At 66.9% G+C, this 23,498-nt stretch carries 17 protein-coding genes; 7 read left to right on the top strand and 10 right to left on the bottom strand.

Annotation, left to right across the window (positions count from 1 at the left end; translation table 11 throughout):
• Positions 1-86 precede the first annotated feature (86 nt).
• The 4 genes from ACFPQ9_RS34360 to ACFPQ9_RS34375 all read left to right on the top strand — a co-directional run bounded on the left by ACFPQ9_RS34360 (position 87) and on the right by ACFPQ9_RS34375 (position 4,629).
• Positions 87-1,142 (top strand): LacI family DNA-binding transcriptional regulator, encoded by a 1,056-nt coding sequence (locus tag ACFPQ9_RS34360; protein ID WP_380862206.1) that lies wholly within the window; start codon positions 87-89, stop codon positions 1,140-1,142.
• Between the two features lie 158 nt (positions 1,143-1,300).
• Entirely contained in the window at positions 1,301-2,545 is a 1,245-nt protein-coding gene (locus ACFPQ9_RS34365) for a sugar ABC transporter substrate-binding protein (RefSeq protein WP_380862208.1), read from the top strand.
• A 201-nt stretch (positions 2,546-2,746) separates the two neighbouring features.
• Complete coding sequence (locus ACFPQ9_RS34370) at positions 2,747-3,733, top strand: carbohydrate ABC transporter permease (protein WP_380862256.1); 987 nt, start codon at positions 2,747-2,749, stop codon at positions 3,731-3,733.
• Positions 3,730-4,629: a carbohydrate ABC transporter permease gene (locus ACFPQ9_RS34375; RefSeq protein WP_380862210.1), complete on the top strand. Its 900-nt coding sequence runs from the start codon at positions 3,730-3,732 to the stop codon at positions 4,627-4,629. The genes ACFPQ9_RS34370 and ACFPQ9_RS34375 overlap by 4 nt, the downstream gene beginning before the upstream one ends.
• A gap of 1,673 nt (positions 4,630-6,302) precedes the next feature.
• On the opposite strand, the gene ACFPQ9_RS34380 is transcribed toward ACFPQ9_RS34375, so the two are convergent.
• The 3 genes from ACFPQ9_RS34380 to ACFPQ9_RS34390 form a co-directional block, all read right to left on the bottom strand.
• Positions 6,303-6,536 (bottom strand): AMP-binding enzyme, encoded by a 234-nt coding sequence (locus ACFPQ9_RS34380; protein WP_380862212.1) that lies wholly within the window; start codon positions 6,534-6,536, stop codon positions 6,303-6,305.
• Positions 6,537-6,552: 16 nt separating this feature from the next.
• Positions 6,553-7,842, bottom strand: a complete 1,290-nt coding sequence (locus ACFPQ9_RS34385; RefSeq protein WP_380862214.1) for an AMP-binding protein — start codon at positions 7,840-7,842, stop codon at positions 6,553-6,555.
• Positions 7,843-7,931: 89 nt separating this feature from the next.
• Complete coding sequence (locus ACFPQ9_RS34390) at positions 7,932-9,344, bottom strand: amidase (RefSeq protein ID WP_380862216.1); 1,413 nt, start codon at positions 9,342-9,344, stop codon at positions 7,932-7,934.
• A 705-nt stretch (positions 9,345-10,049) separates the two neighbouring features.
• On the opposite strand from ACFPQ9_RS34390, the gene ACFPQ9_RS34395 reads away from it, so the two are divergent.
• A complete protein-coding gene (locus ACFPQ9_RS34395) occupies positions 10,050-10,787 on the top strand; it encodes a beta-galactosidase small subunit (RefSeq protein ID WP_380862218.1) in 738 nt (245 codons plus the stop codon).
• Positions 10,788-11,045: 258 nt separating this feature from the next.
• On the opposite strand, the gene ACFPQ9_RS34400 is transcribed toward ACFPQ9_RS34395, so the two are convergent.
• The 7 genes from ACFPQ9_RS34400 to ACFPQ9_RS34430 all read right to left on the bottom strand — a co-directional run bounded on the left by ACFPQ9_RS34400 (position 11,046) and on the right by ACFPQ9_RS34430 (position 20,205).
• Positions 11,046-12,197, bottom strand: coding sequence for an ROK family transcriptional regulator (locus ACFPQ9_RS34400; RefSeq protein WP_380862220.1), 1,152 nt, complete (start codon positions 12,195-12,197; stop codon positions 11,046-11,048).
• A 1,195-nt stretch (positions 12,198-13,392) separates the two neighbouring features.
• Positions 13,393-13,986 (bottom strand): sigma-70 family RNA polymerase sigma factor, encoded by a 594-nt coding sequence (locus tag ACFPQ9_RS34405; RefSeq protein ID WP_380862222.1) that lies wholly within the window; start codon positions 13,984-13,986, stop codon positions 13,393-13,395.
• Between the two features lie 181 nt (positions 13,987-14,167).
• Entirely contained in the window at positions 14,168-15,925 is a 1,758-nt protein-coding gene (locus ACFPQ9_RS34410) for a ThuA domain-containing protein (protein ID WP_380862224.1), read from the bottom strand.
• Between the two features lie 19 nt (positions 15,926-15,944).
• Positions 15,945-18,809, bottom strand: a complete 2,865-nt coding sequence (locus ACFPQ9_RS34415; protein WP_380862226.1) for a PQQ-dependent sugar dehydrogenase — start codon at positions 18,807-18,809, stop codon at positions 15,945-15,947.
• 548 nt (positions 18,810-19,357) lie between these two features.
• Complete coding sequence (locus ACFPQ9_RS34420) at positions 19,358-19,612, bottom strand: hypothetical protein (RefSeq protein WP_380862228.1); 255 nt, start codon at positions 19,610-19,612, stop codon at positions 19,358-19,360.
• Between the two features lie 119 nt (positions 19,613-19,731).
• Positions 19,732-19,869: a hypothetical protein gene (locus tag ACFPQ9_RS34425; RefSeq protein WP_380862230.1), complete on the bottom strand. Its 138-nt coding sequence runs from the start codon at positions 19,867-19,869 to the stop codon at positions 19,732-19,734.
• Between the two features lie 171 nt (positions 19,870-20,040).
• Positions 20,041-20,205, bottom strand: coding sequence for a hypothetical protein (locus tag ACFPQ9_RS34430; RefSeq protein ID WP_380862232.1), 165 nt, complete (start codon positions 20,203-20,205; stop codon positions 20,041-20,043).
• Between the two features lie 195 nt (positions 20,206-20,400).
• Here ACFPQ9_RS34430 and ACFPQ9_RS34435 point away from each other — a divergent pair, with 195 nt between their 5' ends.
• Together ACFPQ9_RS34435 and ACFPQ9_RS34440 are read left to right on the top strand one after the other, a co-directional pair.
• Complete coding sequence (locus ACFPQ9_RS34435) at positions 20,401-21,324, top strand: LPXTG cell wall anchor domain-containing protein (RefSeq protein WP_380862234.1); 924 nt, start codon at positions 20,401-20,403, stop codon at positions 21,322-21,324.
• A 796-nt stretch (positions 21,325-22,120) separates the two neighbouring features.
• The gene (locus ACFPQ9_RS34440) at positions 22,121-23,359 is read left to right on the top strand and encodes an IS256 family transposase (RefSeq protein ID WP_380862236.1); all 1,239 of its coding nucleotides are present in this window, start codon (positions 22,121-22,123) and stop codon (positions 23,357-23,359) included.
• Positions 23,360-23,498 lie beyond the last annotated feature (139 nt).

Raw genomic sequence — 23,498 nt, forward strand, 5'->3', positions numbered from 1 at the left:
GACACTAAGTGACTCTTCAGAGAGCTGACAATGGTTTTGGAACGCTAAAATTGATTCCAGCACTCCACTGCAAGTCGGAGAGTCGCATGCCCCGCTCCAGCAAGAACTCCTCGGCCAAAGGCGGCCCGGTGACCCTCGCCATGGTCGCGCGCCAGGCCGGTGTCTCGCCGCAGACCGTGTCGAACGCGATCAACTCGCCGGACATGCTGCGGCCCGAGACCCTGGAGCGGGTCCGCCGGGTGATCGACGAGATGGGCTACCGCCCCAGCCGCGCCGCCCAGACGCTGCGCACCCGCTCCAGCAAGCTGATCGGGTACGGCATCCAGCCCGCCCTCTCCAGCTCCCCGGTCCTCGACCGGTTCCTGCACGCGCTGTCCCAGGCCGCCGACGAGGCCGGCTACCGGATCCTGCTCTTCGCCTGCCCGCCCGGCGCCCCCGCCTTGGAGGGATACGAGGAGCTGCTGAACCAGCACGAGGTCGACGGCTTCGTCCTCAGCGGTACCGACCGCGGCGACCCGCGCCAGGCCTGGCTGACCAAGCGGGGCGTGCCGTTCGTCGGCTTCGGCCGGATGTGGTCGGGGCGGCAGGTCGGCGACTGGGTCGATGTCGACGGCGCCTCGGGTACGGACGCCGCCGTCGAGCACCTGATCGGCCTCGGCCATCGCAAGATCGCCTTTCTGGGCTGGGAGCGAGGCTCCTCGGGCGCCGGTGACGATCGTGCCGAGGGCTGGCTGCGAGCGATGCGCCGGCACGGGCTGCCGACCCGCGGGCGGCGCGGGCGGAGCGTGAACGACATCGATGCGGCCCAGGCCGCCGCGAAACCGCTTCTGGACGGAGGCGCAACCGCGGTGATCGCGGCCAGCGACATGCTGGCTCTCGGCTGCTACCAGACGCTGCGCGAGCGCGGTGCTGCCCCGGGCCGCGACGTGGCGGTGATCGGCTTTGACGACTCGCCGACCGCTGAACTCCTCTCGCCTGGCCTGTCCTCCATCGCCCAGCCCCTGGAGGACGTCGGCCGGGAGTGCGTACGGCTGCTGCTGACCCGCATGGCCTCCCCGGATGCGCCGCCCGAGCGGCTCCTGCTGGAGCCGTCGCTGATCGTGCGTGACAGCGCGACGGCGTCGCCGTCCACCGACTCCTAAGCCCCCCGACCGGCCTGGCCTCCCCCTCTCCCCCACGCACTCGGCCGATCACACTCCAGTTCGAAACATTTCTCCTCCTCCACCCCCACACCCCTGGCCCACGCCTGCGCGTGCCTGGGAGGAGCCGCACGTACCACCCGTAACCCTCGGAGGAAGCAATGCCCAACCGAACGGCCGTCACGGCCCTCGTCACCTGTGCGGTCATGCTGGCCGCCACAGGCTGCTCGTCGAGTTTCGGCAGCGACAAGAAGACGTCACAGGACACCAGTTCCAAGCAGCACCTCAGGGTGCTGATCGCCTCGTCGGGGGACGCGGAGACCAAGGCCGTCAAGGAGGCGGCGGCCGCCTGGGCCAAGCAGTCAGGCAACACGGTGACCGTCGATGTCGCCAAGGACATCAACCAGCAGCTCGCCCAGTCGTTCGCCGGGCACAAGCCGCCGGACGCCTTCTACGTCGACTCCAGCCAGTTCGCCAACTACGCCAAGGGCGGCTCCCTTTACCCCTACGGGGACCAGGTCAAGGACGCGGACGATTTCTCCGCCCAGCTGCGTGCCTCCTTCACCTATGACGGGAAACTGGTCTGCCTTCCCAAGGACACCTCCACTCTCGCCCTGGCGATCAACACGGACCTGTGGAAGAAGGCCGGGCTGACCGAGAATGACTACCCGACCACTTGGGCGCAGCTCAAGACTGTCGCGGCCAAGCTGACCTCGGGCGATGTCACCGGGCTGGTCACCAACGGCGAGTACGCCCGAGTCGGCGTCTTCATGAGAGAGGCCGGCGGCTGGATCACCAACGGCGATCAGACGAAGATGACCGCCGACAGCGCGCAGAACACCGAGGCCCTTCACTACGTGCAGTCGCTGCTGAAGTCCGGGTCCCTCAAGTACGCCAACCAGGTCGACACCAACTGGGGCGGTGAGGCCCTGGGCAAGGGCAAGGCCGCCATGACCATCGAGGGCAACTGGCTCACAGGCGGGATGAAGGCCGACTATCCGAACGTGAAGTACACGGTGGTCCCGCTGCCCGCCGGCCCGGCCGACAAGGGCACGCTCGCCTTCAGCCAGTGCTGGGGTGTGGCCCAAGAGAGCGCCCACCGGGCGGCGGCTGTGGACCTGGTGAAGTACCTCACCACCAGCACCCAGATGCTGAAGAACGCGGACGCCTTCGGCGTGATGCCCTCCCGCACCAGCGCCCTTGCCGAGTACGCGAAGAAGAACCCGTCCGCCAAGGCGTGGGCCGACGCCACCGCCTATGCACAAGGCCCAGTGACGATTGCGGGCTTCGACAGGGTGCTCACCCAGTTCAACACCGACCTCGCTGCGTTGGGCACCGGCGATCCGCAGAAGATCCTCGCCGACCTGCAGCGCAACGGCGAACAGGCCCTCACGAAGGGCGATTGAGCCGTCATGTCCCCGCGTACGTCACAGCACCCTCGCCCGGGCCCGCGTTCCCGCGCGGGCGGGGGTCCCCGTACGGCCGTCTCGCCGGGTGAGCCTGACACATCCGGCGGGACCGGCCAGGTCGCGGCGCCCCACGCTTCCCCTGCCCCGCGCGTGGGGCGCCGCACTGAAGGCGCCTGGGGCTGGCTGTTCGTCAGCCCCATGGTGCTCGTCCTCGGTCTGTTCCTGGTACTGCCGACCCTGATGGCACTGTGGGTGAGCCTGCTGAACTGGGACGGCCAGTCCAACCCCTTCAGCGGCCAGGCGGAGTTCGTCGGCCTGGACAACTATCGGGCCCTGCTCACCCAGGACGGCCTGGACCGCACCCTTTTCGCGACCTCGCTGCGCAACAACGTCTACTACGTGCTGCTGACCGTGCCGCTGCAGACCGTCCTCGCACTGACGCTGGCGATCATCGTCAATCAGCGGATGCTGCGCGGCCGCAGCACCCTGCGCACCGCGTTCTTCTTCCCCTCGGTCACCAGCTCGATCGCGGTCTCCACGATCTTCCTCTTCCTCTTCCAGGGCAGCGGCGCCGTCAACACCGTGCTGTCCTGGATCGGGATGAAGGGCCCGAACTGGTTCAACGACTCCCGCGGCGTGCTCTCCCTCCTGCTCGGCGGCCTCGGCATCGTCGACACCAACCACCCCACGGGCGTACTTGCCGACCACTCCTTCATGGGACTGTCCTGGTTCGAGTGGCTGTCCGGACCGTCCGTCGCGATGTGCACGATCATCCTGCTCGCTGTGTGGACGACCTCCGGCACCTTCATGCTGATCTTCCTCGCCGCACTCCAGGACATCCCGCGTGAGCTGGAGGAGGCCGCCGCCATCGAGGGCGTCGGTCGTTTCGAGATGCTGCGGTACGTGATCCTGCCGGCGCTGCGGCCCGTGCTCTTCCTCGTCCTCACCCTCGGCCTGATCGGCACGTGGCAGGTCTTCGATCAGGTCTACGTCATGAGCCAGGGTGCCCCTGGCAACACCACTCTTACACCGGCCTTCTTGTCGTACTCGTCCGCCTTCGGCGACGCCGACTTCGGCCAGGGTGCGGCTGTCGCGTTCATCCTGCTCACGCTGATCCTGACCATGACCGCCATCCAACGCTTCCTCTTCCGGGAGCGCGCCCCCCGCATCCGGAGGAACCGATGAGCGCCAAGTCCCCGGCCGCCCGAGTACAGGGACAACCCGTTCTGGGCCGCTTCCCCCTGACGTTGCGCATCCTCGGCTACACGGCTGTGGCCGCGCTCGGCCTGCTCTACCTCATGCCGTTCGTGATCCAGCTGGTGACCGGGTTCAAGACGGACCCGGATGCGGCCACACACCCCCTCGGAGTGATCCCCACCACGCCGACAACGGCTGCCTACCAACGCTTGTTCGGCCTCAGCCAGGCCGGCGACGGAGTGCCGTTCCTGCACTGGCTGGGGAACTCGGCCTTCATTGCCGTCGTGGTCACCGCAGGACGCGTGCTGTTCGACGCGATGGCCGGGTACGCCCTGGCCCGGCTGCGTTTCCCTGGCCGCACCCTGTTGTTCGGGTTCGTCCTCGCCGTGATGGCGGTGCCCGGAGTGGCCCTGCTGATTCCCAGGTTCCTGGTCCTCAACACCTTCGGCCTCTTCGACACCTACACCGGCATGATCCTGCCGCTCCTGGTGGACGCAGCCGGCATCTTCATCATGAAGCAGTTCTTCGAGTCGATCCCCCGGGAAGTGGAAGAAGCCGCCCGGGTCGACGGCGCCGGCGTCTTCCGCACCTTCTGGTCCGTAATCCTGCCCATGGCCAGGCCGGCCCTGATCACCCTGACCATCCTTTCGTTCCAGGGCTCGTGGAACGAATTCACCCACTTCCTCGTGGCCACCCAGTCCAGCCAGTACGAAACCCTCACCACGGGCCTGGCCCGGCTCGTCTCCGGCGGCCTGGGCGGCGGCACCCAGTACCCCCTCAAGCTCGCCGCAGCCCTGCTGGCCACCCTGCCAGTCGCAGCACTTTTCTTCTGCTTTCAGCGCTACTTCGTCCAAGGTGCAAATGCCGGGGCTGTCAAGGAATAGCGCGCCACGGCCACGACACAGGTTCCGGCGATCGAGAACGGCGGCAACCTCCGCAATGGCAAACACTCCAAGACGGTCCTCACCGACGTTCAGCCGGTGGGGACAGCCTTGCCCACACCGGGGCAGCTTCGTCGAGCTGGGGATCGTCAAGGAAAGGCAGAAGCGCCTGACCGGCGCGGCCGAAATGGTCATCTCGCCTACCGCGAAGGCTCCGACCACCGGCGAGGTCCCCGCCCATCTCGCGGGGATCGGAGGCCATCAGCAATGCTGCTCGACTCAGCTTCGCTGCTATGTGGAACGCCTGCTCGAAGACAGCGACGACCCCTCCCGCAAGTTGGTCGTCTGAGGCCCAACTCACTCCTCCTGGTCGGCCCCGCCGCAGTTGCGGATGGTGGAGTCGCGGCCACCTCGCCTGCGGACCTGCACTGCCTGGCCGCCGACCACCTCCTGGGCGCCTCGGCCGGTACGTATTTCGAGGCCTGCCCAGCCGGTCGCGTCCTCTTGCTGGCGAACCTCCCCGCCGCGCTCCGGCGGCACGGTGTCAACGACCTGGGGACCGTGGCGTGCGCGTACGAGAAATCACTATTGGAGCCAACCGCTTGTGCGGCCAGGACCGCTCCGACCCTGGCGGTCATCAGGCGTCCAGGCGCATCCGCCGGACCGGAGGATAGACCGGAGCAGCTGCTCCGAGCGCTCGGAGGAAGCGCCGCTCAGGCCGCGGCCAACGAGACGCTCGGGGGCGAGGCCCCGGCCGCCGCCCGCAGGCGCAGCGCGTCCGGTGCACCGCGATGTCATAGCGGGAGGCGGCCAGAGAGTGCGGCCTGGCCGTATTCGCTGCGCGCCACCGAGGTTACTTACGGTCGGCTGCCGGACGCCCAGTTGTCCTCCGGCTGCTTCGGCCGGTCATCATCGCGAAGGCGGTGCGCTCAGCCTCGCAGAGGGGAGCCCGCCCCTGCTCTCCCTGCCTGCCACGGTCGCTGGTACTCATCGTCGGCTCGCTCCCTGCACGTGCCAAGGGCGTGGATGACGGCCTGACCGAGGCGGGGCGCCGGGCCCTTGACCGCGCAGGCGCGGACGGCTTTGGGCAGGACCCTGGACTCTGGGGTCCTGCTCACGAAGGACAGCCAGTCCAGGGAGGATGACGTGGTACTCCTCGGCGAAAGTGTCCACTGCAGCGAGCTGACGGCAAGTTGCGTCCATTCGACGAGGCCACGCGCTATCCGTACGCCTCCACCGAGATGCCTGACGACCCGCCCGGCTGTTTGTGGACAGAGCCGCCTCCCCGCTCGCCCGCGCGTGTGGAGTGTGCCGTTGCCGCGATCAGTCTCGCCAGGCGCGCCGTCAGCAGAGCGACCCACATCACCGGGACGTCCTCCTCGGGCATCCCTGCACGCCCGGGCCATGCGACCGATACCACGGCTTTGGCCCGGCAGAGCGGGCAAGCCTCTTGGAGCACAGCGCGCGCCGCCAGTGTCACGTCCTTCTCCCTGCACAATCATGATGCTGCCTTGCCGACCAGAGCGCCACAAGGCAGAGAACTCCCGCCGCCCATTGGCCGACCCGGTCGACTGCCACCAATCAAGCCGATGCACCACAGCAGTCCGCGTCCAGCGCGAAGTCCCTGGGCAGGTGCCGAGCGCTGAGGCACCCCCCGGGAATCCGCTCTTGATTGATCAGTGGAGCTCACGCTTGAGGATCTTTCCGGTCGCGGTCATCGGCAGTTGATCGATGAACTCCACGATGCGCGGGTACTTGTAGGCCGCCAGCTGGTCCTTGCACCACTCGACGAGCTCGTCCTCGGTGATTTCGGCGCCCTCCCTGCGGATGATGAAGGCCTTGATCTCCTCATCGTGGCTTTCGTGGGGTACACCGATCACCGCCGCGAGGGAGACGTCATTGTGCGTCATCAAGACCTCCTCGATCTCACGCGGGTACACGTTGAAGCCGCCGCGCCCTGTCGACGATGTAGTAATGACCATCCTCGTCACGACGGGCCAGGTCTCCCGTGCGGAACCAGCCGTCCTTCATGACCTCGGCGGTGGCTTCCGGGCGGTTGTAGTAGCCCTTCATGACGTTATGGCCACGGATGGCGATCTCACCGACCTTCTCCTCGCCGTACCCGTCGACCGTGTTCCAGTCCTCGTCGATCAGCTTCGCCTCGACGCCCCAGACGGGTATCCCGATCGAGCCCGGACGTGTGTCTCGTTCAGGGCGGGCGAACATCGCGACCGGCGACGTTTCCGACAGACCGTAGCCCTCGAGAATTCTTACGTGGAAGCGGTCCCGGAACCGCTTGGTGATCTCCACAGGGAGGCTCGCGCCGCCAGACACGGCGATACGCATGTGACGGGCGATGCGGTCGACGTCGATGTCGTCGCTGAGTGCGCCGAGCAGGGCCCAGTACATGGTCGGGACGCGGGCGAAGAAGGTGATGTCCTCCTCTTGCAGCAGCCCGACTGCCTGCCGCGCGTCGAACCTCGGTAGCAGCACGAGTGTCGCAGCCGCCGAGAAGCCGGCATTCATCTGGACGGTCGAACCGAAGGTGTGGAACAGCGGCAGCGCGAGCAGGTGCCGTTCGTGCTCGCTGACCGTGGCACCGAACATACGGTTGCAGGTCATTGCATTGAGGACGAGGTTGGCGTGGCTCAGTTCGGCGCCTTTGGGCTTGCCCGTCGTACCGGACGTATAGAGGATCACCGCGGTGTCGGTGCTCTCGGTGGCAGCGGACTCGAACACGGGCGGCTGTCCAGCGAGCGAGGCGGCAAAGATCTCGGCACCCTCGATCGGTGTGTTGGCGCCGATCGAGGCCGTGATGAGGAAGAAGTGCTCACAGGCCGATACCTGACGGAACCCGTCCCACCCCGCACTGCCTGTCGGGAGAGCCTCGGAGCCCTCGAAGCACAAGTACGCCCTGGCCTCGGAGTCAGCGAGGTGGTAGGCGACCTCCCGCCCCTTGAACAGTATGTTGAGAGGGACGACAACGGCACCCGCCTTGAGGATGCCGTAGTAGATGATGGGGAATTGCGGCACGTTCGGACAGCTCAGCGCAACCTTGTCACCTGGTCGTATGCCACGGCTGGCCAGGAGGTTCGCGACCTGGTTGGCCGCCGCGTTCACGGACTTGTAGTCGAGCCGGGTGTCGCCAAGGACGACGGCGTCGCGGTCGGGATGCCTGCGGGCGCTGTCCTCAAGAAGGCTGGCGAGGTTCAGCAAGTCCTACCTCCGGGAGGTCACAGGTCGACGACGGAAAGTCGCCGGCGACGAGCTCAAGATCTGCGGAGCGGGCTGGTGACGTTCCATGTTCAGGGGTTGACATACGGGTCCACAGGGGTGATGGCACCGACCACTGCTTGGATCACCTCCACGGCCTGCAGCGCCCGGTCCTCCTGGAATGCCGATGCCACCACCTGGACTCCAACCGGCATCCCACCTGCGAATCCGCCGGGGGTGACGGCTGCGGGCAGTCCCAGCGCATTGGCCGGCATGACGGGGCGCAGCAACTCCATCGTGGCAAGAGAGTTGGCGGAGCTGTCGGCGTCCCATCCATGTGTGAATGCAGGTTTCGCCCAGACCGGCGACAGGAGCAACGGGTTGTCGACGAAGAACTGGCCCCACTCACGCTGCAGGCGACGCCTCTCTGCGAACAACTCGACGTACTGAGCGAGGTCCAGCACTGGTGAATGGTCGACCACAGTGAACAGGAAGCGTTCACCCTCCGGGCCGATGAGGTCGCTGAGCGTTTTCCGCATGACCTGCAGTTCCGTGAACAGGAACTTGTGCCAGAGCTCAACGACGGCCTCGTACTCCGGCGGGGACACTTCCTCAACCTCATATCCCGCGGCAGCGAGGTACGTCCCGGCCTGCCTTACCACGCCGGCGACCGCAGGGTCAGTGACACCGCCGGGCGGCTCGGCCAGCAGTGCCACCTTCGATCGCTGATGGAGGCCTGGCTGGGTCAATGGCACCGGAACGCTCATGGGGTCCCGGTGGTCGGCGCCCGACATCACTTCGTAGCCCAACCGGACGTCTGCGACCTGCCGGCCCATTGGTCCCGGTACCAGCATCAGCTGCTGGCAGAGCGGACCGTCCACCGGCTCGATCACGGTGGCATGCGGAATGCGGCCCGTAGTCGGTTTCAGTGACGAGATGCCGCAACAGTGCGCTGGATTGCGGAGCGAGCCGCCGATGTCGTTTCCGACCCCCAGCGGCGACATTCCGGACGCAATCGCCGACGCTTCACCACCGGACGAACCGCCCGCCGTTCGCTCACGGTGCCAGGGGTTACGGGTCAGGCCGCGCAGCGTGCTGTCGGTGGACACGCGAAGCCCCATGTCCGGGACATTCGTCCTCCCGATCACGATCGCGCCCGCAGCGCGCAGGCGCTCGACCACCGGCGAGTCCCTATCGGCACCAGCCTCGGCCAGCGCGGACACGCCTTGGGTGGTCGCGGTGCCAGCAACGTCGAGATTCTCCTTGATGGTGACCGGTACGCCGTGCAAGGGACCCAGGTCCGCACCCGTCGTGATCTCACGATCGGCCCATCTCGCCGCCTCCCGCGCCTGATCGGCGAGGACCACGGTCACGGCGTTCAGTTCTGGGTTCACCTCGTCGATCCGCTCAAGGTGCGCGGCGACAACGTCCGTCGCGGACACCTCCCTGGCGCGGATCAGCCGCGCCAGTTCGCCGGCACCTTTGCGCCCAAGCTCGTCGCCCATGTCACCCGGTCCTTCCCCATAGGGTCCCACACCGCGAACTGCTGCTCCCGGTGCCAAGAAGCATCAGGTGGCGCGCGGCATGAAGTAATCGGTCGATCTGCCGATCCAGTCGCCCTTGTGACCTAATGCCGATGCACAGAAGGGCCGGCGAGCTCGGCATCTCCCGTTCGTGGCAGAGGTGTTGAGAACCGAGCGGTGACGGCGGAACGGGAGATGCAGCTCTGATCAGCATTTCCGGATGAACGAGCATGACTGAACGTCAGTTCGGCCTTTGAACGGGTGAGTTGCATGATCAGATACAGGCCGTCGGCGCGGGAGTGCGGACAACCGCAGACCGATGCAACATCCGGAGCCAGGAGCACAACCGCCGAGCTCACGCTGTCTGATCATGGCCTTCAGCTATGCGCCTCAGCCCTTGACGGGCGCTCGGGGTTATCAGCAGGACGGGTGTCACCGACCATGCACCTGAGACGAGCCGGGCGGAGCCCGTGGTTGGTGAGTGGTTCGTGATCAAGTTCAGGGAACAGAAGGGCGGTTCGGGCCGGGGCGGAGCTGGCCGAACCGACCGCATGGGCGCACGAGGGACACCTCGTTGCCTGGGAGCAGGGCAGGCTCTCGACAGAGGCGGATCGCCTGCCTGAACCCGCCGAGCCGCAGGCCATCGACATACGCGGCGCGAACGGACAGCCGCCTGAGCTGGTGGGTATGCAGGTGGAGAACATCCGTCTCGACGTGTGGCGAGCGGTGACCGACAACGACCAGCTGGGAAGCGACCGGGTCGCGGACGGGTGGCGCAAGCGCGGGTTGCACCGCGTACAGCACCGGATCATGGATGTCAGCGGCGGCCTCACAACGGTGCGTACGGCAGCACCGGACAAGCAATGGGGCCTTCTGTCGACCTGGAGCTGGACGCCCTACGACGACGGCTCGGTCGGTCTGGAACTCCTGATACGGCCGGATGGCACAGGACAGCCCAAGACGCTGCCGCGGCTGGGTATCTCGTTCGAGCTGCCCAGAATCGAGACGGTCACCTGGTACGGCCGCGGCCCCGGGGAGGCCTACCCCGACAGCCAAGCGGCGGCCGTCGTCGGGCGCTGGACCAGGACGGTGGAAAAACTGCAGACACCGTACGTGCGGCCCCAGGAGAACGGTCACCGCATGGACACCCGCTGGGCCGAGATGGTCAGTGCCGACGGTACTGGGCTGCGGATCGAGTCCGCGCCCAGCCTGTTCGGTCTGACGGTGCGCCGCTGGTCCACTCAAGCGATTGATCAGGCCCAGCACCATACTGATCTCGTGGCCGGAGACACCACGTACGTGACCGTCGACATCGCCCAGGCAGGCGTGAACTGGACGGGACCGATGCTGCCGGAGCGGTACCAGGTACGGCCAGGCAAGGCCGCGCTTTCGCTGCGGTTCCGGAGCTGCCGACGGACGGCCTGAGTCAGTTCGGCCGGCGTCAGGACCTCCCGGCGGCCAAGGCTTCACGCCGCCGGGAGGCGTGGCCGGCCGTCCGGTGATCGTGTCCCATTGCTCCTGTCTCAAGCAGCCGTTCCAAGGGTGATCACGGGTTGGTGTGACGCCCGGGCATCACGTTTGCGTGCCCGGTGGACGACGTCGGACAGCTGACGCTCGAGAGCGCGGAGTGCTTCGGGTTTCGAGCGCTCCTTGTCGCGCGAAATCCAGGGACCTGATCGGCGCTCAGGCTGCACGCCCCCAGACGGCGTCGCGGCCATGCTCGGTGGCAAGCAGGAGAGCGGCGCGGAGGATGGCTTCCTCCCCGTGCGCGTATTTGGCGTGGAGGACCTGTACCTGCTGCCAGGTTCGGCTTGCCAGGGCCGCTTCGACGCGTTCTGCCAGATCGGCCCCACCCGCTGCCGCGGTGGAACCGGACAGCACGACATTGCCCGGGTCGATCACTGTTGCGATCGCGTGCAGGCCGAGAGCAAGACGGTCCGCCAACTCCTCGAGGAACGGCTGACAACCCTGCTCGACGGCGGTGCGAACGGCGCCCTCGGCCGTCGGATCGCTGAGGCCGTGAGCATGAGCGAGCGCCAGCACCGCGCTTGAGCCGGCCAGGTCCTGGAAGGTGTGCGGAGGCGCCGGATCCGGGCCCACGGATGGCAAGGGCAGGTACCCGATCTCGCCGGCCGCTCCCCAGAAGCCTCGGAAGGGAACTCCCTGATCAATGCAGGAAATCCCGAGTCCGTCGCCCACCCACAGCAAGGCGAAACGCTCGGGACTCTCCTCGCCGCCAAACCTGTCCTCCGCTACGGCGGCCAAGGTGATCTCCCGTTCGAGGTGCACGGGGCAACCGAGTCGCTCGCGTACCGGGGCTATGAAGTGGGCCTGCCAGTGCCTCAGGCCGGGAGCATGCCCAATGTCACCTGTGCTGAGATCGATGGCACCGCCCGTACCGATGACGACGGCTGTGAGTGGGTGCTTGGCCAGGCCCGCTGCTGCGAACGCAGCGTCGATGGCGGCTTCGACCTGCGGGGCGGGGTCGTCCTGCAGTCGCGGATCCGGAATCGAGACAGTCGGTGATGTCCATCCGGACACATCACCGACCACAGCGTGGATGGCTCCGGTGCTGCCGTGGACGCCCGCGACGTAGGCTCGTTCGCCGGCGATGGCGTACATCTGTGGCCGGGGACCACGGGTGCGTTCGTCTGATTCTCCCGCAACCCTGATCAGCTCGGCATCGAGGAGCCGGTTGACGAGGTCGATCACAGACGGCTGCGCGAGCCCGATCTGCTCGCGCAGCTGGGTCCTGGACAAGCGTCCCGCAGCGGCGATCAGGTCCAGTGCCATGCGGTCGTTGATGCGTCTGGCCAGCCGGGAATCAGCCGCCATGAATCCTCCTGATCGTATTGCGTACCGCAGAGCGGAGCGCAACATGCCTCGCCTTGCGCAAGGACGCCGGTAAACGCTCAAAACTCTAACAGGTAGCCTACCGATCAAGTGGCGGCATCCCTGCCCTGCCCTCGATGGCCGCAGGCGATGCCGAGTTGAACTCCTCATCCGTGCCCCAAGCAGGACCTTCACGTCCACGGACCCGCGCACCACCGTAATGCGCACCGTCACTGCTCTGTGACCCAGCCGGACTCGCCGACGAGATCGGCCCCCAGCCGCCAGAACCCGCAGGCTGTCGGCGAGCAGTTCACAGCATTCGCCGACGAGCTGCTGGCCAGCGGCGTGCTCATCGACACCGCTCCGCTCAGGGGAAGGTGGCGTGACAGCGGCGACGATCATGGCCCCGGCGCCCGGGCGTCCGCGCGTAGCCACCGACAGGTCGAGGAAACCCATCAGGATCACGACGCCGCGGAGGACCTGGCCTTGGAAGCATTCGCCCGTGCGCTGCGTGCGTGCGAGGCGACTGTGGCCCTGAGAGTGCCTGGCGCCCCTGTCTCCTGGCCACATTCCGCCACACGGCAGCGGCTTGGGCGCGCACCGTTCGCCGGGCCTCCGAGGACTGCCGCCACTTCATCGGCCTGCTGGTCGCCTCGATCCGTCGCCCGGCCGAGCGGGCCGCATGCACCAATCAGGGGCTGCGGCGGCACCCGGGACCGCCGTTCCGACTGTCACCGGGCGAACTACGAGCGGAATGGTGCCCTGAGCATCGCGCTGCCCGCAGGCATTCTGCTGTGGGGGGTAGCTCCTACGGCATGGAGGCTGCAGCGGCCTCGTGCACCACGGGCATCGCGATGTCCGGTGGCAACGCGCCGGTCCCATGGGGCAGCACGGCGACCGGGGGCGCTGCCGTTACAGCCTCCGTGACCGGGCTGAGCGCCACCGCCCTCAAGGCCGTCGGCGCGGGCGCCGCCCTGCTAGGTCGCGGCATCGGGCCTACGTCCCGTATGCGTCCGGCGACGTCGCCTTCGCCCAGGTGAACAACGATCTCCGGCGCCTCCGCCTGGACGACTGAGGCAGGGGCGGGCAAGGGTGAGTCACACGATCCGGCGATCGGTACGACGACCAACTACGACGACACTTCGTCTCTTCGCTTCCGTTACACCGGCAACGCCTTCGGTGGTTGACCGGACTCGGTTCACCTCGGCGGCACGGGCGGCCCGTCCTGCAGCAGCCGCAGCAGTGCCATACGGGCGCGTGCCACACGGGAGCGGATGGTGCCGACGGGACAGCCACTGAGGCGGGCGGCCTCGCCGTAGGGAAGACCGAGCACCTGGGTGAGCATGAAGGCATCTCTGCGCTCGTCGGGCAGCCCGGCAAGGAGGTCTGCCAGGGCTATCCCGTCGTCGAAGCCGGGCAGGCCTTGCGGCTGGGCCCGTTCGACCAGCGCCTGCCAGTCGTTGGTGTCCGCGATCCTGGGGCGGCCGTCGCGTCGGCGCAGATCGTCGATGACGGCACGCCGGGCGATCGAGAGCAGCCAAGTATGTGCGGAGGAGCGACCTTCGAAGTGCTGCAGGCTGCCGAGCGCGCGCAGGAAGGTGTCCTGGGTGAGGTCGTCGGCGGCCTGCGGATCGGCGCTGAGGAACGTGACGTATCGGCGTACGTCTTGCCGTACGCCGCGGATGAAGCGGTCCATAGCGATCGGGTCACCACCTCTGGCGGCGAGTGCCCAGGCGGTGACGGACGCGTTGTGGCGCTGCCGGGCGTCGGCCGGCGTGGTGACGGTGGTCATCTCAAGGAGCTCTTCCGGGGGCTTGTGCCCGCCATCAGGGCAGCTGAACGGCGGCGCGGGTGAACACCGGGCCCGGAACCCGTGCCGACTCGCGCCGGCACGGGTTCCGGGCCCGGTCCGTACACCATCGGTCCGGGCCACGGGGCACGAGACCGATGGGACTACTGGTCAGGGGCGGTGCTTATGACGGCAGGGTCCACTGCTGGTTGGGCTTGGCGTGGCAGCTCCACAGGTGGAGTGGTGTCTCGTCGCCCCAGGTGCTGCCCGAGGCGTCCAGGCACTTGCCCGAGTGCGGATTGCGGACGGTGCCGTCGCCCTGCGGCTTCCACTCCTGCGCGGAGGTGCCGTTGCAGGAGTAGAGTTGGATCTTGGTGCCGTCCGCGGTTCCCCGGCCGTTCACGTCCAGGCACTTGCCGAGGGCCCGGATCGTCCCGTCACCGGGCAGCGACCACTTCTGCGCGTCGTTGCCGTTGCAGCCGAAGAGCTGAACCCGGGTGCCGTCGGCCGAGTTGGCCTTCGCGACATCCACGCACTTTCCGCCCACACCCTTGATCTCGCCCGCACGCGACTGCTGCCCCGCTGTCTTGACGCGGACGTTGCGGAACGAGACTTGATCGTCGTCGCCGTGGTTCTGGAGGCCGACGTGGCCGTCACGCAGGCTGCGTGCGGGGTCGGTGTTCGTGAAGTCGTTGATCTTCACGCCGTTGAGGAACACCTCCAGGCGCTCACCGGTGACCTTGAGCTCGAACGTGTTCCACTCGCCGGGCGGGTTGACCGCCTTGTCGCGGGCCGCCGTGTCGGGGGCCTTGACGCCGTACACGGCACCCGTCGAGCGGTCGGGGCTGTCGGTGGCGTCGATCTGGATCTCGTAGCCGTTCTTCACCGCCGAGTCGGGATCGTCTGAGGCGGGGAAGCCCACGAAGACACCGGAGTTGTCATCTCCCTCCGCGCGCCAGTCGACCTTGACGGAATAGTCGTCCTTCAGCTCTCGGGCGTTGTTCCACAGCAGGCCACTGCCGCCCTTGGAGCTGAGGGTGCCGTCGGCGAGTTCGAAGAAACCCGGCCCCGCCTGCTTCCACCCGTTGGTGTTGCTGCCGTCGAAGAGTGACGTGTAGCCGTTCTCCGGGCGGCAGTCGGCGTTGGTCATGCCCGCCACATAGCGGAGGCCGCCGAGCAGTTGCTTCCGGAAGGCGGGCTCCGCGTACGACTCGTCGGTGTGTCCGAGGCCGGTGTAGAAGGAGCGGCCGGCACCCCCCTCGACGGAGCTCTGGCACCAGGTGATCGGGTGGTCGCCGCCCATGTTCCCGCCCGAGTAGCTGGACTCGTCCAGCGAGGCGAGCACACGTGCCTTGTCGCGGGGGTTGCTCTTGTAGTTGTACCACTCGTCGAAGCGCTCCCAGGTGGAGCCCAGATGCGCGGTGCCGGGGTGCGCCCGGTCCTCCACCTTGATCTTGGCCTTCTGCGGGTCCGGATGCACGCCGAAATAGGCTCCGACGAGCTTGCCGTAGAACGGCCAGTTGTACTCGGTGTCGGCGGCGGCATGGACGCCCATGTAGCCGCCCCCGCCTCGGACGTACTTCTCGAAGGCGTTCTCCTGGGACGTGTTGAGCACGTCTCCGGTGGTCTGCAGGAACACCACCGCCTTGTACTTGGCGAGGTTCTCGGCGGTGAAGGCGCCCGCCTCCTTCGTCGCGTCCACGGTGAAGTTGTTCTCTTCGCCGAGCTCAGTCAGGGCGGCGATCCCGTCGTCGATGGACGAGTGCTCGAAGACCGTGTGCTTGTGGAAGACAAGGACCTTGTACGCGGGGTCGGCGGCGGCCCGTGCCGGAGCCTTGCCCGGCTTGGCCACTGGTTGAGCCGACGTGATCCCTGGGGACGCCGCTACGCACAGCAGTGCTCCCGACAGCAGGCACGCGGCCTTGGTGAAACTCCTACGCATGGTGTCTGTTTCCCTTCCGCTAGGGCAGATTCCACTGCTGATTGGTCTTGGCATGGCAGGTCCACAGGTGCAGGGGCGTCTTGTCGTTCCACGTGCCGCCCGAGGCATCCAGGCACTTGCCCGAGTGGGGGTTGCGGAGGGTCTTGTCGTCCGCCGGCACCCACTCCTGGGCGGACGTGCCGTTGCATTCGTAGAGCTGGATCTTGGTGCCGTCCGCGGTTCCCCGGCCCTTCACGTCCAGGCACTTGTCCAGAGCACGCACGGTCTTGTCACCGGGCAGGGTCCACTTCTGCCCGGCCCTGCCGTCGCACCCGAGCAGCTGGATCTGCGTGTCGTTGGCGGAGGTGCCGTCGGCCACGTCCACGCACTTGCCGTTGACTCCCTTGATCTCGCCCGTGCGAGTGCCGGTGCCGGTGCCGCTCACCGTGAGGTCGAAGTCGTCGATGTCGAACAGGGCCCCGCTGCCGCCCTTGAAGACGAGGTAGAGCTTGGTGGTCTCGTCCGGCACATCCTTCACCGCCGTCTCCACATCGGCGAACTTCTCCCAGCCGCCGGTCGGCTTCACCTCGGCCGAGGCGTGCAGGGGGCCGGTCGGGGAGCCGGTGCGCAGCTCCAGCGTGCCGCCCGCTCCGGCGGAGGCCACACGGGCCTTGAACTTGGTGGCTCCGGTGAGCCGGTAGGGGGTGAAGGAGATCCAATCGCCGTTGTGGATGTCGCCGACGGTCCTGCTGCCGTGGGCCCCGGACTTCTCGTACGTCTTCACACCGCTCTGGGTGGCGAAGTGCTCGGCCTGGCGGTTGTGCGGCTGGAGGGTGAGCTGGCTCTGGCCGGTCAGGGGCTGTTGGCCGCCCGCGCCCTTGTCGGTGTACTCGGCTCCCAGCACTCCAAAGATGTTGGCGTCCTGGTCGTGTTCACCGTCCTTGGGCGGAGTCAAGGTGCCCTCGCAGCCCTGGGTCTTGCTCAGCTCGTGGGCGTGGCTGTCGTGTCCGAGGCTGAAGCGGACGGTGACCTTCGAGCAGTCGATGTCCTGGTCCTCGGGATCGGTCACCTTGACCTTGAAGGGGACCGGGTCACCGAAGTTGTAGAGGGAACCGTCGGTGGGCGTGGTGATCTCCACCTTGGGCTTGGTGTTGCCCACGACGATACGCATGTTCGCGCTGCCGACATGGCCATCGGCATCCTTGGCGGTGAAGGTCACCTGGTAGGTGCCGTTCTTCTCATACGTGTGGCTGGGGTTGAGGCCCTCACCCTTAGTGCCGTCGCCGAAGTCCCAAGCGTAGGTCAGGTCCTGGCTGTCACCGTCGGTTGCCTTGCCGGTGAAGGAGACCTTCAGCGGTCCCTGGCCATCGGTGCGATCGGCGCTCACCTCGGCGATAGGGGTGAGGCCGTCCTTCGCGTACTCGATGCGATAGAGCGCGGAATTGGCGTCACCGCCGAAAGCGCCGGTGCCGTAGTCCAGGACGTACAGCGCGCCGTCGGGGCCGAAGGCCATGTCCATGACCTGGGTCCCGGTCCACGGGAAGTCGTTGATCTTCTGAACGGTCCCGTCGTCGCCCTGCTCGATCCGCTTGATCCAGCGGCGTCCGTACTCGCCGGCGAAGAAGTTCCCCTCGTACTCCTGAGGGAACTTCACCGACGAGGTGGAGCTCTCGTCGTAGCGGTAGACAGGACCGGCCATCGGGGATTCCGAGCCGCTGCCGAACTCGGGCACGCTGCCGCCGTCGTAGGGAATCCAGGCGGGCTGCGCGGGCGGCAGAGTGCTGAGGCCCGTGTTGTGCGCGGAGTCGTTCTTGGGGGCATTGCAGTCGAACTTCGAGCCCGACTGGCTGGTGGCGAAGTCGTAGTCGACGTACGCGTCGTTCTTGCCGGTGCAGTACGGCCAGCCGAAGTTGCCCGGCTTGGTGATCCGGTTGAACTCGACCTGCCCCGCTGGACCGCGGTTGGGGTTGGCTGCACCCGCGTCGGGGCCGTAGTCACCGACGTAGACGGTGCCGTTCTTCTTGTCGACGCTCATCCGGTAGGGATTGCGGAAGCCCATCGCGTAGACCTCGGGACGGGTCTTCTCGGTGCCCTTGGGGAAGAGGTTGCCGTCGGGAACGGTGTAGGAGCCGTCATCGGCGACCTTGATCCGCAGGATCTTGCCCCGCAGGTCGTTGGTGTTGCCGGAGGAGCGACGGGCGTCGAACACGGGATTGCGCTTGTCCCGGTCATCGATGGGCGTGTAGCCGTCGGAGGCGAAGGGGTTGGTGTCGTCCCCCGTGGACAGGTAGAGGTTGCCGTCCTTGTCGAAGTCGATGTCGCCGCCGACGTGACAGCACTGCCCCCGTGTGGCCGGTACGTCGAGGACCTTCTTCTCGCTGCCCAGATCGAGGGTGCCGTCCTGCTTCAGGACGAAGCGCGACAGGCGGTTGACACCGTCGAACTTCGCGAAGTCGGCAGCGCTCCCTTCGCTGGGGGCGTCGCCGCCCGGAGTGTCGAGCTTGGGTGCGTAGTAGAGGTAGACCGCCCGGTTGTTCTTGAAGTCCGGGTCGATGGCGACTCCTTGGAGCCCCTCTTCGTCGTGAGAGTAGACGGGGATCTTTGCGGCGGTGGACGTGGTGCCCGCCTGATCGGTGAGGTACAGGGTGCCGTCGCGCGAAGTGGTCAGGACGCTGCGGTCAGGCAACACCGCCAGTGAGAGAGGCTCACCGATTGCGTCGGAGCCCTTGGCCATAGGTATCTGGACGAAGGAAGGGGCTGCGGCAGCAGCGGCCTTGCCCTCTTCGTGACCTGCGTGGCCCTCGTGGGCGCTGACCGCCGCGGGCGAGCCCACTGCGAGCAGCAGTCCCGCGAACAGGGCTATCCCTCGTCGACGTGGTGTGAGTTGCGAACGTTCTCGGTGCACTGCGAATGCCTCCGATATGCGGATGGGGTGCGGCACCACGTGGGGGGTGCACGGCACGTGCGAGTGAGTTCGTCCGGAACGTAGCCATCTTTTTCTTGAAACAAAAGACCCTGCGCAGAAAAACGTTTGCCTTTATCTTCAGAGAGGACAAAGTCTTTGTGGGCATGCCGAACTCCCCCATCGGCCTGGGCATTTCCTAGGGGGATCACTGCGCAAGCAGACGGGGCGCCGACGCCGAACCGCCACCCCGCGCGGGGGCACTTTCAATGAGGCGGTAAGTCACGAACTGGCCTGCCTCGTGACCCACTTGTTATCCGCGACAGCGCCGGGCACTCAGCCCACGGAGAGGGCCGGACAGTTGGGCCAACGACCTCGCGCACGGTATGCCGGAGTGCGTCAAGGGCCGCAGCCGCATTGGGCTGTTCATCCTCGGGGGCGGTTGCTCCGAGTCAGGACGTGCTGGTGCGAGCGGAGCCCGGCCACAGCTTGGACGCTGTCGCTCACGCGCTCGCGGCGGCCGTGGTGCAGGGCCAGGGCCCGCCAGTTCTTCAGGTGCGCGATGCCGTGCTCGACACGGATACGTCGGGAGAGTTCTTCTTGAACTTGCGATGCAGCGGTGTCACCACCCGTCCGCTGGTCTGCGCGCCCATGCCCTGGTAGCCGGCGTCCGCGAGGATCTCCATGAACGGTCCGCTGGTCAGGAGCCTGGGCAGGCTGAGCTGTCGGGCCTGGGTGATGTCCGCACAACTGCCGGGACATACTGGGCTGCAGAACAGGGTGCGGCCCGCCCCATCGGTGAGCACCCATGCACTTCACCGCGTTCCGTTTGCTCTTGCGCGCAGGCCGATGCCGGGCGCGATGGTGCAGCCGCGCTGAGCCAACCGTGATGAGCTCTCGCGCCCCAACCCCCATCAAGAACAGCTCAACGAGCCACCTCTGCAAGAGGCCACGGCTTACCGTAGAAGACGAGGATGGGAAGCGTGGCGAGGAACATCAGCGCGGAGACGTGGCCGTAGTCCTGTTGATACTCCCCCGTGGCGCGGTAGATGCCGAAGGTCACGGTGGTGCCTCGGCCTGGCGCCCTCGACACGACGAAGGACTGCTACGACACGACGTCGCTGAGCTGCCGATACAAGGGCAGCGCCTCAAAAGGCTGCGCCCTGCACACGCGAACTCCTCACAGTCGTGTGTCCCCCGCACCGGAAGGACCCCCTACACTCATGCGCCTATCTCAGCGCGCCCGGCTCATGTCCGCCGCCTGTACGGCTGCGGCCATAGCGGCGGTCACCCCGTCGACCGCCGCCGCCGACGTGACCCAACGACATGTCCAGGTCGTGATGGTGACCTTCACGGACAGCGCATTCACGGACGCGGAGAAGACCCAGACCGAGCTCAAGCAGTCCTACTTCGGCAAGTCGGGCTCCTTGATCTTGTTCTACAACGAGGTCACTCGGAGCACGAATGCCATCACGCCCGGCCGTGACGGGGACGGCGGCGTCCTCGGCCCCATCGAGCTACCCATGCCCGCGGGGTGCGACACCCAGAAGATCTACCAGGAGACGCTGAAGGCCCTGGAGCAGCAGGGAATCGGATGGGACGACTTGCGCACCTGTCCATCGTCTTCCCCCACGAGAAGGCGGGCTGTGGCTTCGCCGGGTTTGGTTCCGTCAATGGTGGCATTTCCTGGGTACCCGCCGATGGCGGCGCCGATCAGACTGTCCTGGTCCACGAGTTCGGCCACAACTTCGGCTACCCCCACCACATGAAGACCAACTGCTCCGACTCCGATCTCGCGAGCTGCAAGGACAGCGAGGACATCAGCCATAAGACGCCCATGGGGGGTGGCACTGCGGCGGCGGGCCTGACCGCCCCCGAGCTGCTGAGCAGCAAGTGGCTGTCGGGCAGGGAGGTGGTCAAGGTCGGCAAGTCCGGCACGTACAAGCTGCAGTCGTTGTACGGCCCCGGTACCGGCGTGCGCGCGCTCGACATTCCCGTCGGCGACGACCGGCTCGTGGTGGAGTTGCGCAACGCGTCCGGCACACTCGACAAGAACATTCAGGGCGTCCACGCCTACCGCGTTCCGAAGAGCGACTACCGCAACGCGCGCTTGGTCGACGTGACGCCCAAGTCCAGCGAGAAACCGAACGGCGACGCCCTCGCCAAGGGCGCGACTCTCACCGACAAGGCCCACAAGGTCGAGGTGGAGGTCGTGGAGTCCTCAGGCGGGCAGGCGACCGTGGCGGTCAGTCTCAACGGCGAACCGGCACCCGCGCAGTCCACGGCCGCTGCGGACCACGAAGCCCAGTCCGGGGATTCCAAGCCCGACGTGGCCAATGCCGCGAACAACGGCTCAAAGGGGGATGACTCCAGCAGTGACAATCTCGCCGTGACTGGGGGCGATTCCTCCACCATGCTGCCCGCCGCGGCCGGCGGCGCCGCACTACTCGTGATCGGTGGCGGATTCCTGCTGAGGTCACGCCGCAGGCGGACCGCCACCGCGCGACACGGACGCTGAATCTGCACACCGGTCATACCTAACGTCCCACAACCGGTCCTGGCCCGCCGCATGGAGGGTCGGGACCGGCCGCGCATCGGGATGTCGCACGACCCCCGCCGCGGCTCGCCGAACTAAATCATTGGTAGGCCGTGGAATGATTCAGGTGCACCGTCCTCTTCATCGCTTGAGGGCTCGAAACGACCCGAACGCAAGGACGTACCGCACAGTGACCAAGTTGCTCGGCATCCGCAATCCAGACATCTACGTCTGGCGCGCCGTCAGCACTTGATCGACACCGGGCGAAAGCCCGGTGTCCCCCCACGAACAGGCCGAACTCGCGGCGGCCCGCAAACGGATCGCTGAACTGGAGGCCGAACTGGCCGACAACGCAGGCACTCCGTGCTGGAGATACTGGCGCACGTCGAGTACGAAACTGCGAGCAACACCCTGTAGAAATCAGCTGGCCCGACTCCACGCAACTCGGTACAGGCCCCAGCCTCCATCGGACCTGGAGCGGTTCACAGCCCCGCAAGTGCCTCGACATCGCATCGCTGTGGCCTCTTGGTGCAGGCCCCGTGCGAGGCTCCGAATGTTTTGACGCACTCTCCGGGGCAATTGGGACAACCGCTTTCGGATGGAAAAAGTTGGCCTACTGACGCCCGGCAAGGGGGTGACCGTCCGGTTGCGTCCAGGGGAATGGTGTACGGGTTCGACCTGATCCGGGGGTTTGCTCCGGCATCGGGATGGTGCCCGCACGGATAGACGGCCACCGGCTGATCTTCGAAGTGTCGAAGCCTCGAAGGAGATCAGCACGATGACCGCACCTGACAGTGTGCCCCTGCACGCCCTCGCCGAAGACAACCTCGCCGCGGCGAGTCCCGATCTGCTGCGCGCGATGGTCAAGACGTTCGCCGAGGCACTCATGTCCGCGGAAGCCGACGCCCTCTGCAACGCCGAATACGGGCAGGTCAGCGACGAGCGCGTCAACCACCGCAACGGCTACCGCCCGCGCGAATGGGACACCCGCGCAGGCACCGTCGAACTCGCCATCCCCAAACTGCGTCAGGGCAGTTACTTCCCGCACTGGCTGCTGGAGCGACGCCGGCGGGCCGCGCAGGCCCTCATTTCGGTGGTCGCCACCGCCTACCTGCTCGGCGTCAGCACGCGTCGTGTCGAGAAGCTCGCCGAGTCCCTCGGCGTCACCCAGCTATCGAAGTCCCAGGTCAGCGCGATGGCCAAGCACCTCGACGAGCAAGTGGCCGCCTTCCGTAACCGGCCCCTGGACGCCGGCCCGTATGCGTTCGTCTGGGTCGACGCGCTCACCCAGAAGGTCCGGGAAGGCGGCCGCATCATCAACGTCCACGCCCTGATCGCGGTCGGCGTCAACGCCGACGGTCACCGCGAGATCCTCGGCCTCGATGTCGCCACCGCCGAGGACGGGGCCGGCTGGCTCGCCTTCCTGCGCTCGCTCATCGCCCGCGGCCTGTCCGGCGTCCAGCTGGTCACCTCCGATGCGCACACCGGCCTGGTGAACGCGATCGGCGCGGTCCTGCCCGGCGCCTCCTGGCAGCGATGCCGCACGCATTACGCCCGAAATTTGCTGAGCCAGGTCCCGAAGTCCGCCCAGCCGTGGGTGGCCACACTGCTGCGGACCGTCTTCGAACAGCCCGACACCGACGCCGTCCAGGCCCAGATGCGACACGTGCTCGACGCCCTGGAGGCCAAGTTCCCCAAGGCGGCAGCCCACTTGGACTCCGCCCAGCACGAACTGCTGGCGTTCACCGCGTTCCCACGCGAGAGCTGGCGGCAAATCTGGTCGAACAACCCGCAGGAGCGGCTGAACAAGGAAATCCGCCGCCGCACCGACGTGGTCGGTATCTTCCCCGACCGTACCGCCCTGATCCGCCTCGTCGGCGCGGTGCTGGCCGAGCAGAACGACGAGTGGACAGAGGCCCGCCGCTACATGGGACTCGACCTGCTCGCCAAGGCCCGCCTCCACCCGATCGAGTCAGAAACCGACGACACCGGCCTGCCCACCGAACTCACCGCATAGCCTCAAAGAAGAGATCACCGAGTGGCCGTCGATACACCACTCCCGCGGACGTGACCGACCGTCCAACTCGCTGCGGTAGGCCTAGTACTCCAGTTGCACTTCTCCATTTGTCCTGGTCACGGGGCCTTTTGGGAGTCTA

This window comes from Streptomyces coerulescens, from assembly GCF_042657965.1.
Taxonomy (GTDB): Bacteria; Actinomycetota; Actinomycetes; order Streptomycetales; family Streptomycetaceae; genus Streptomyces; species Streptomyces coerulescens.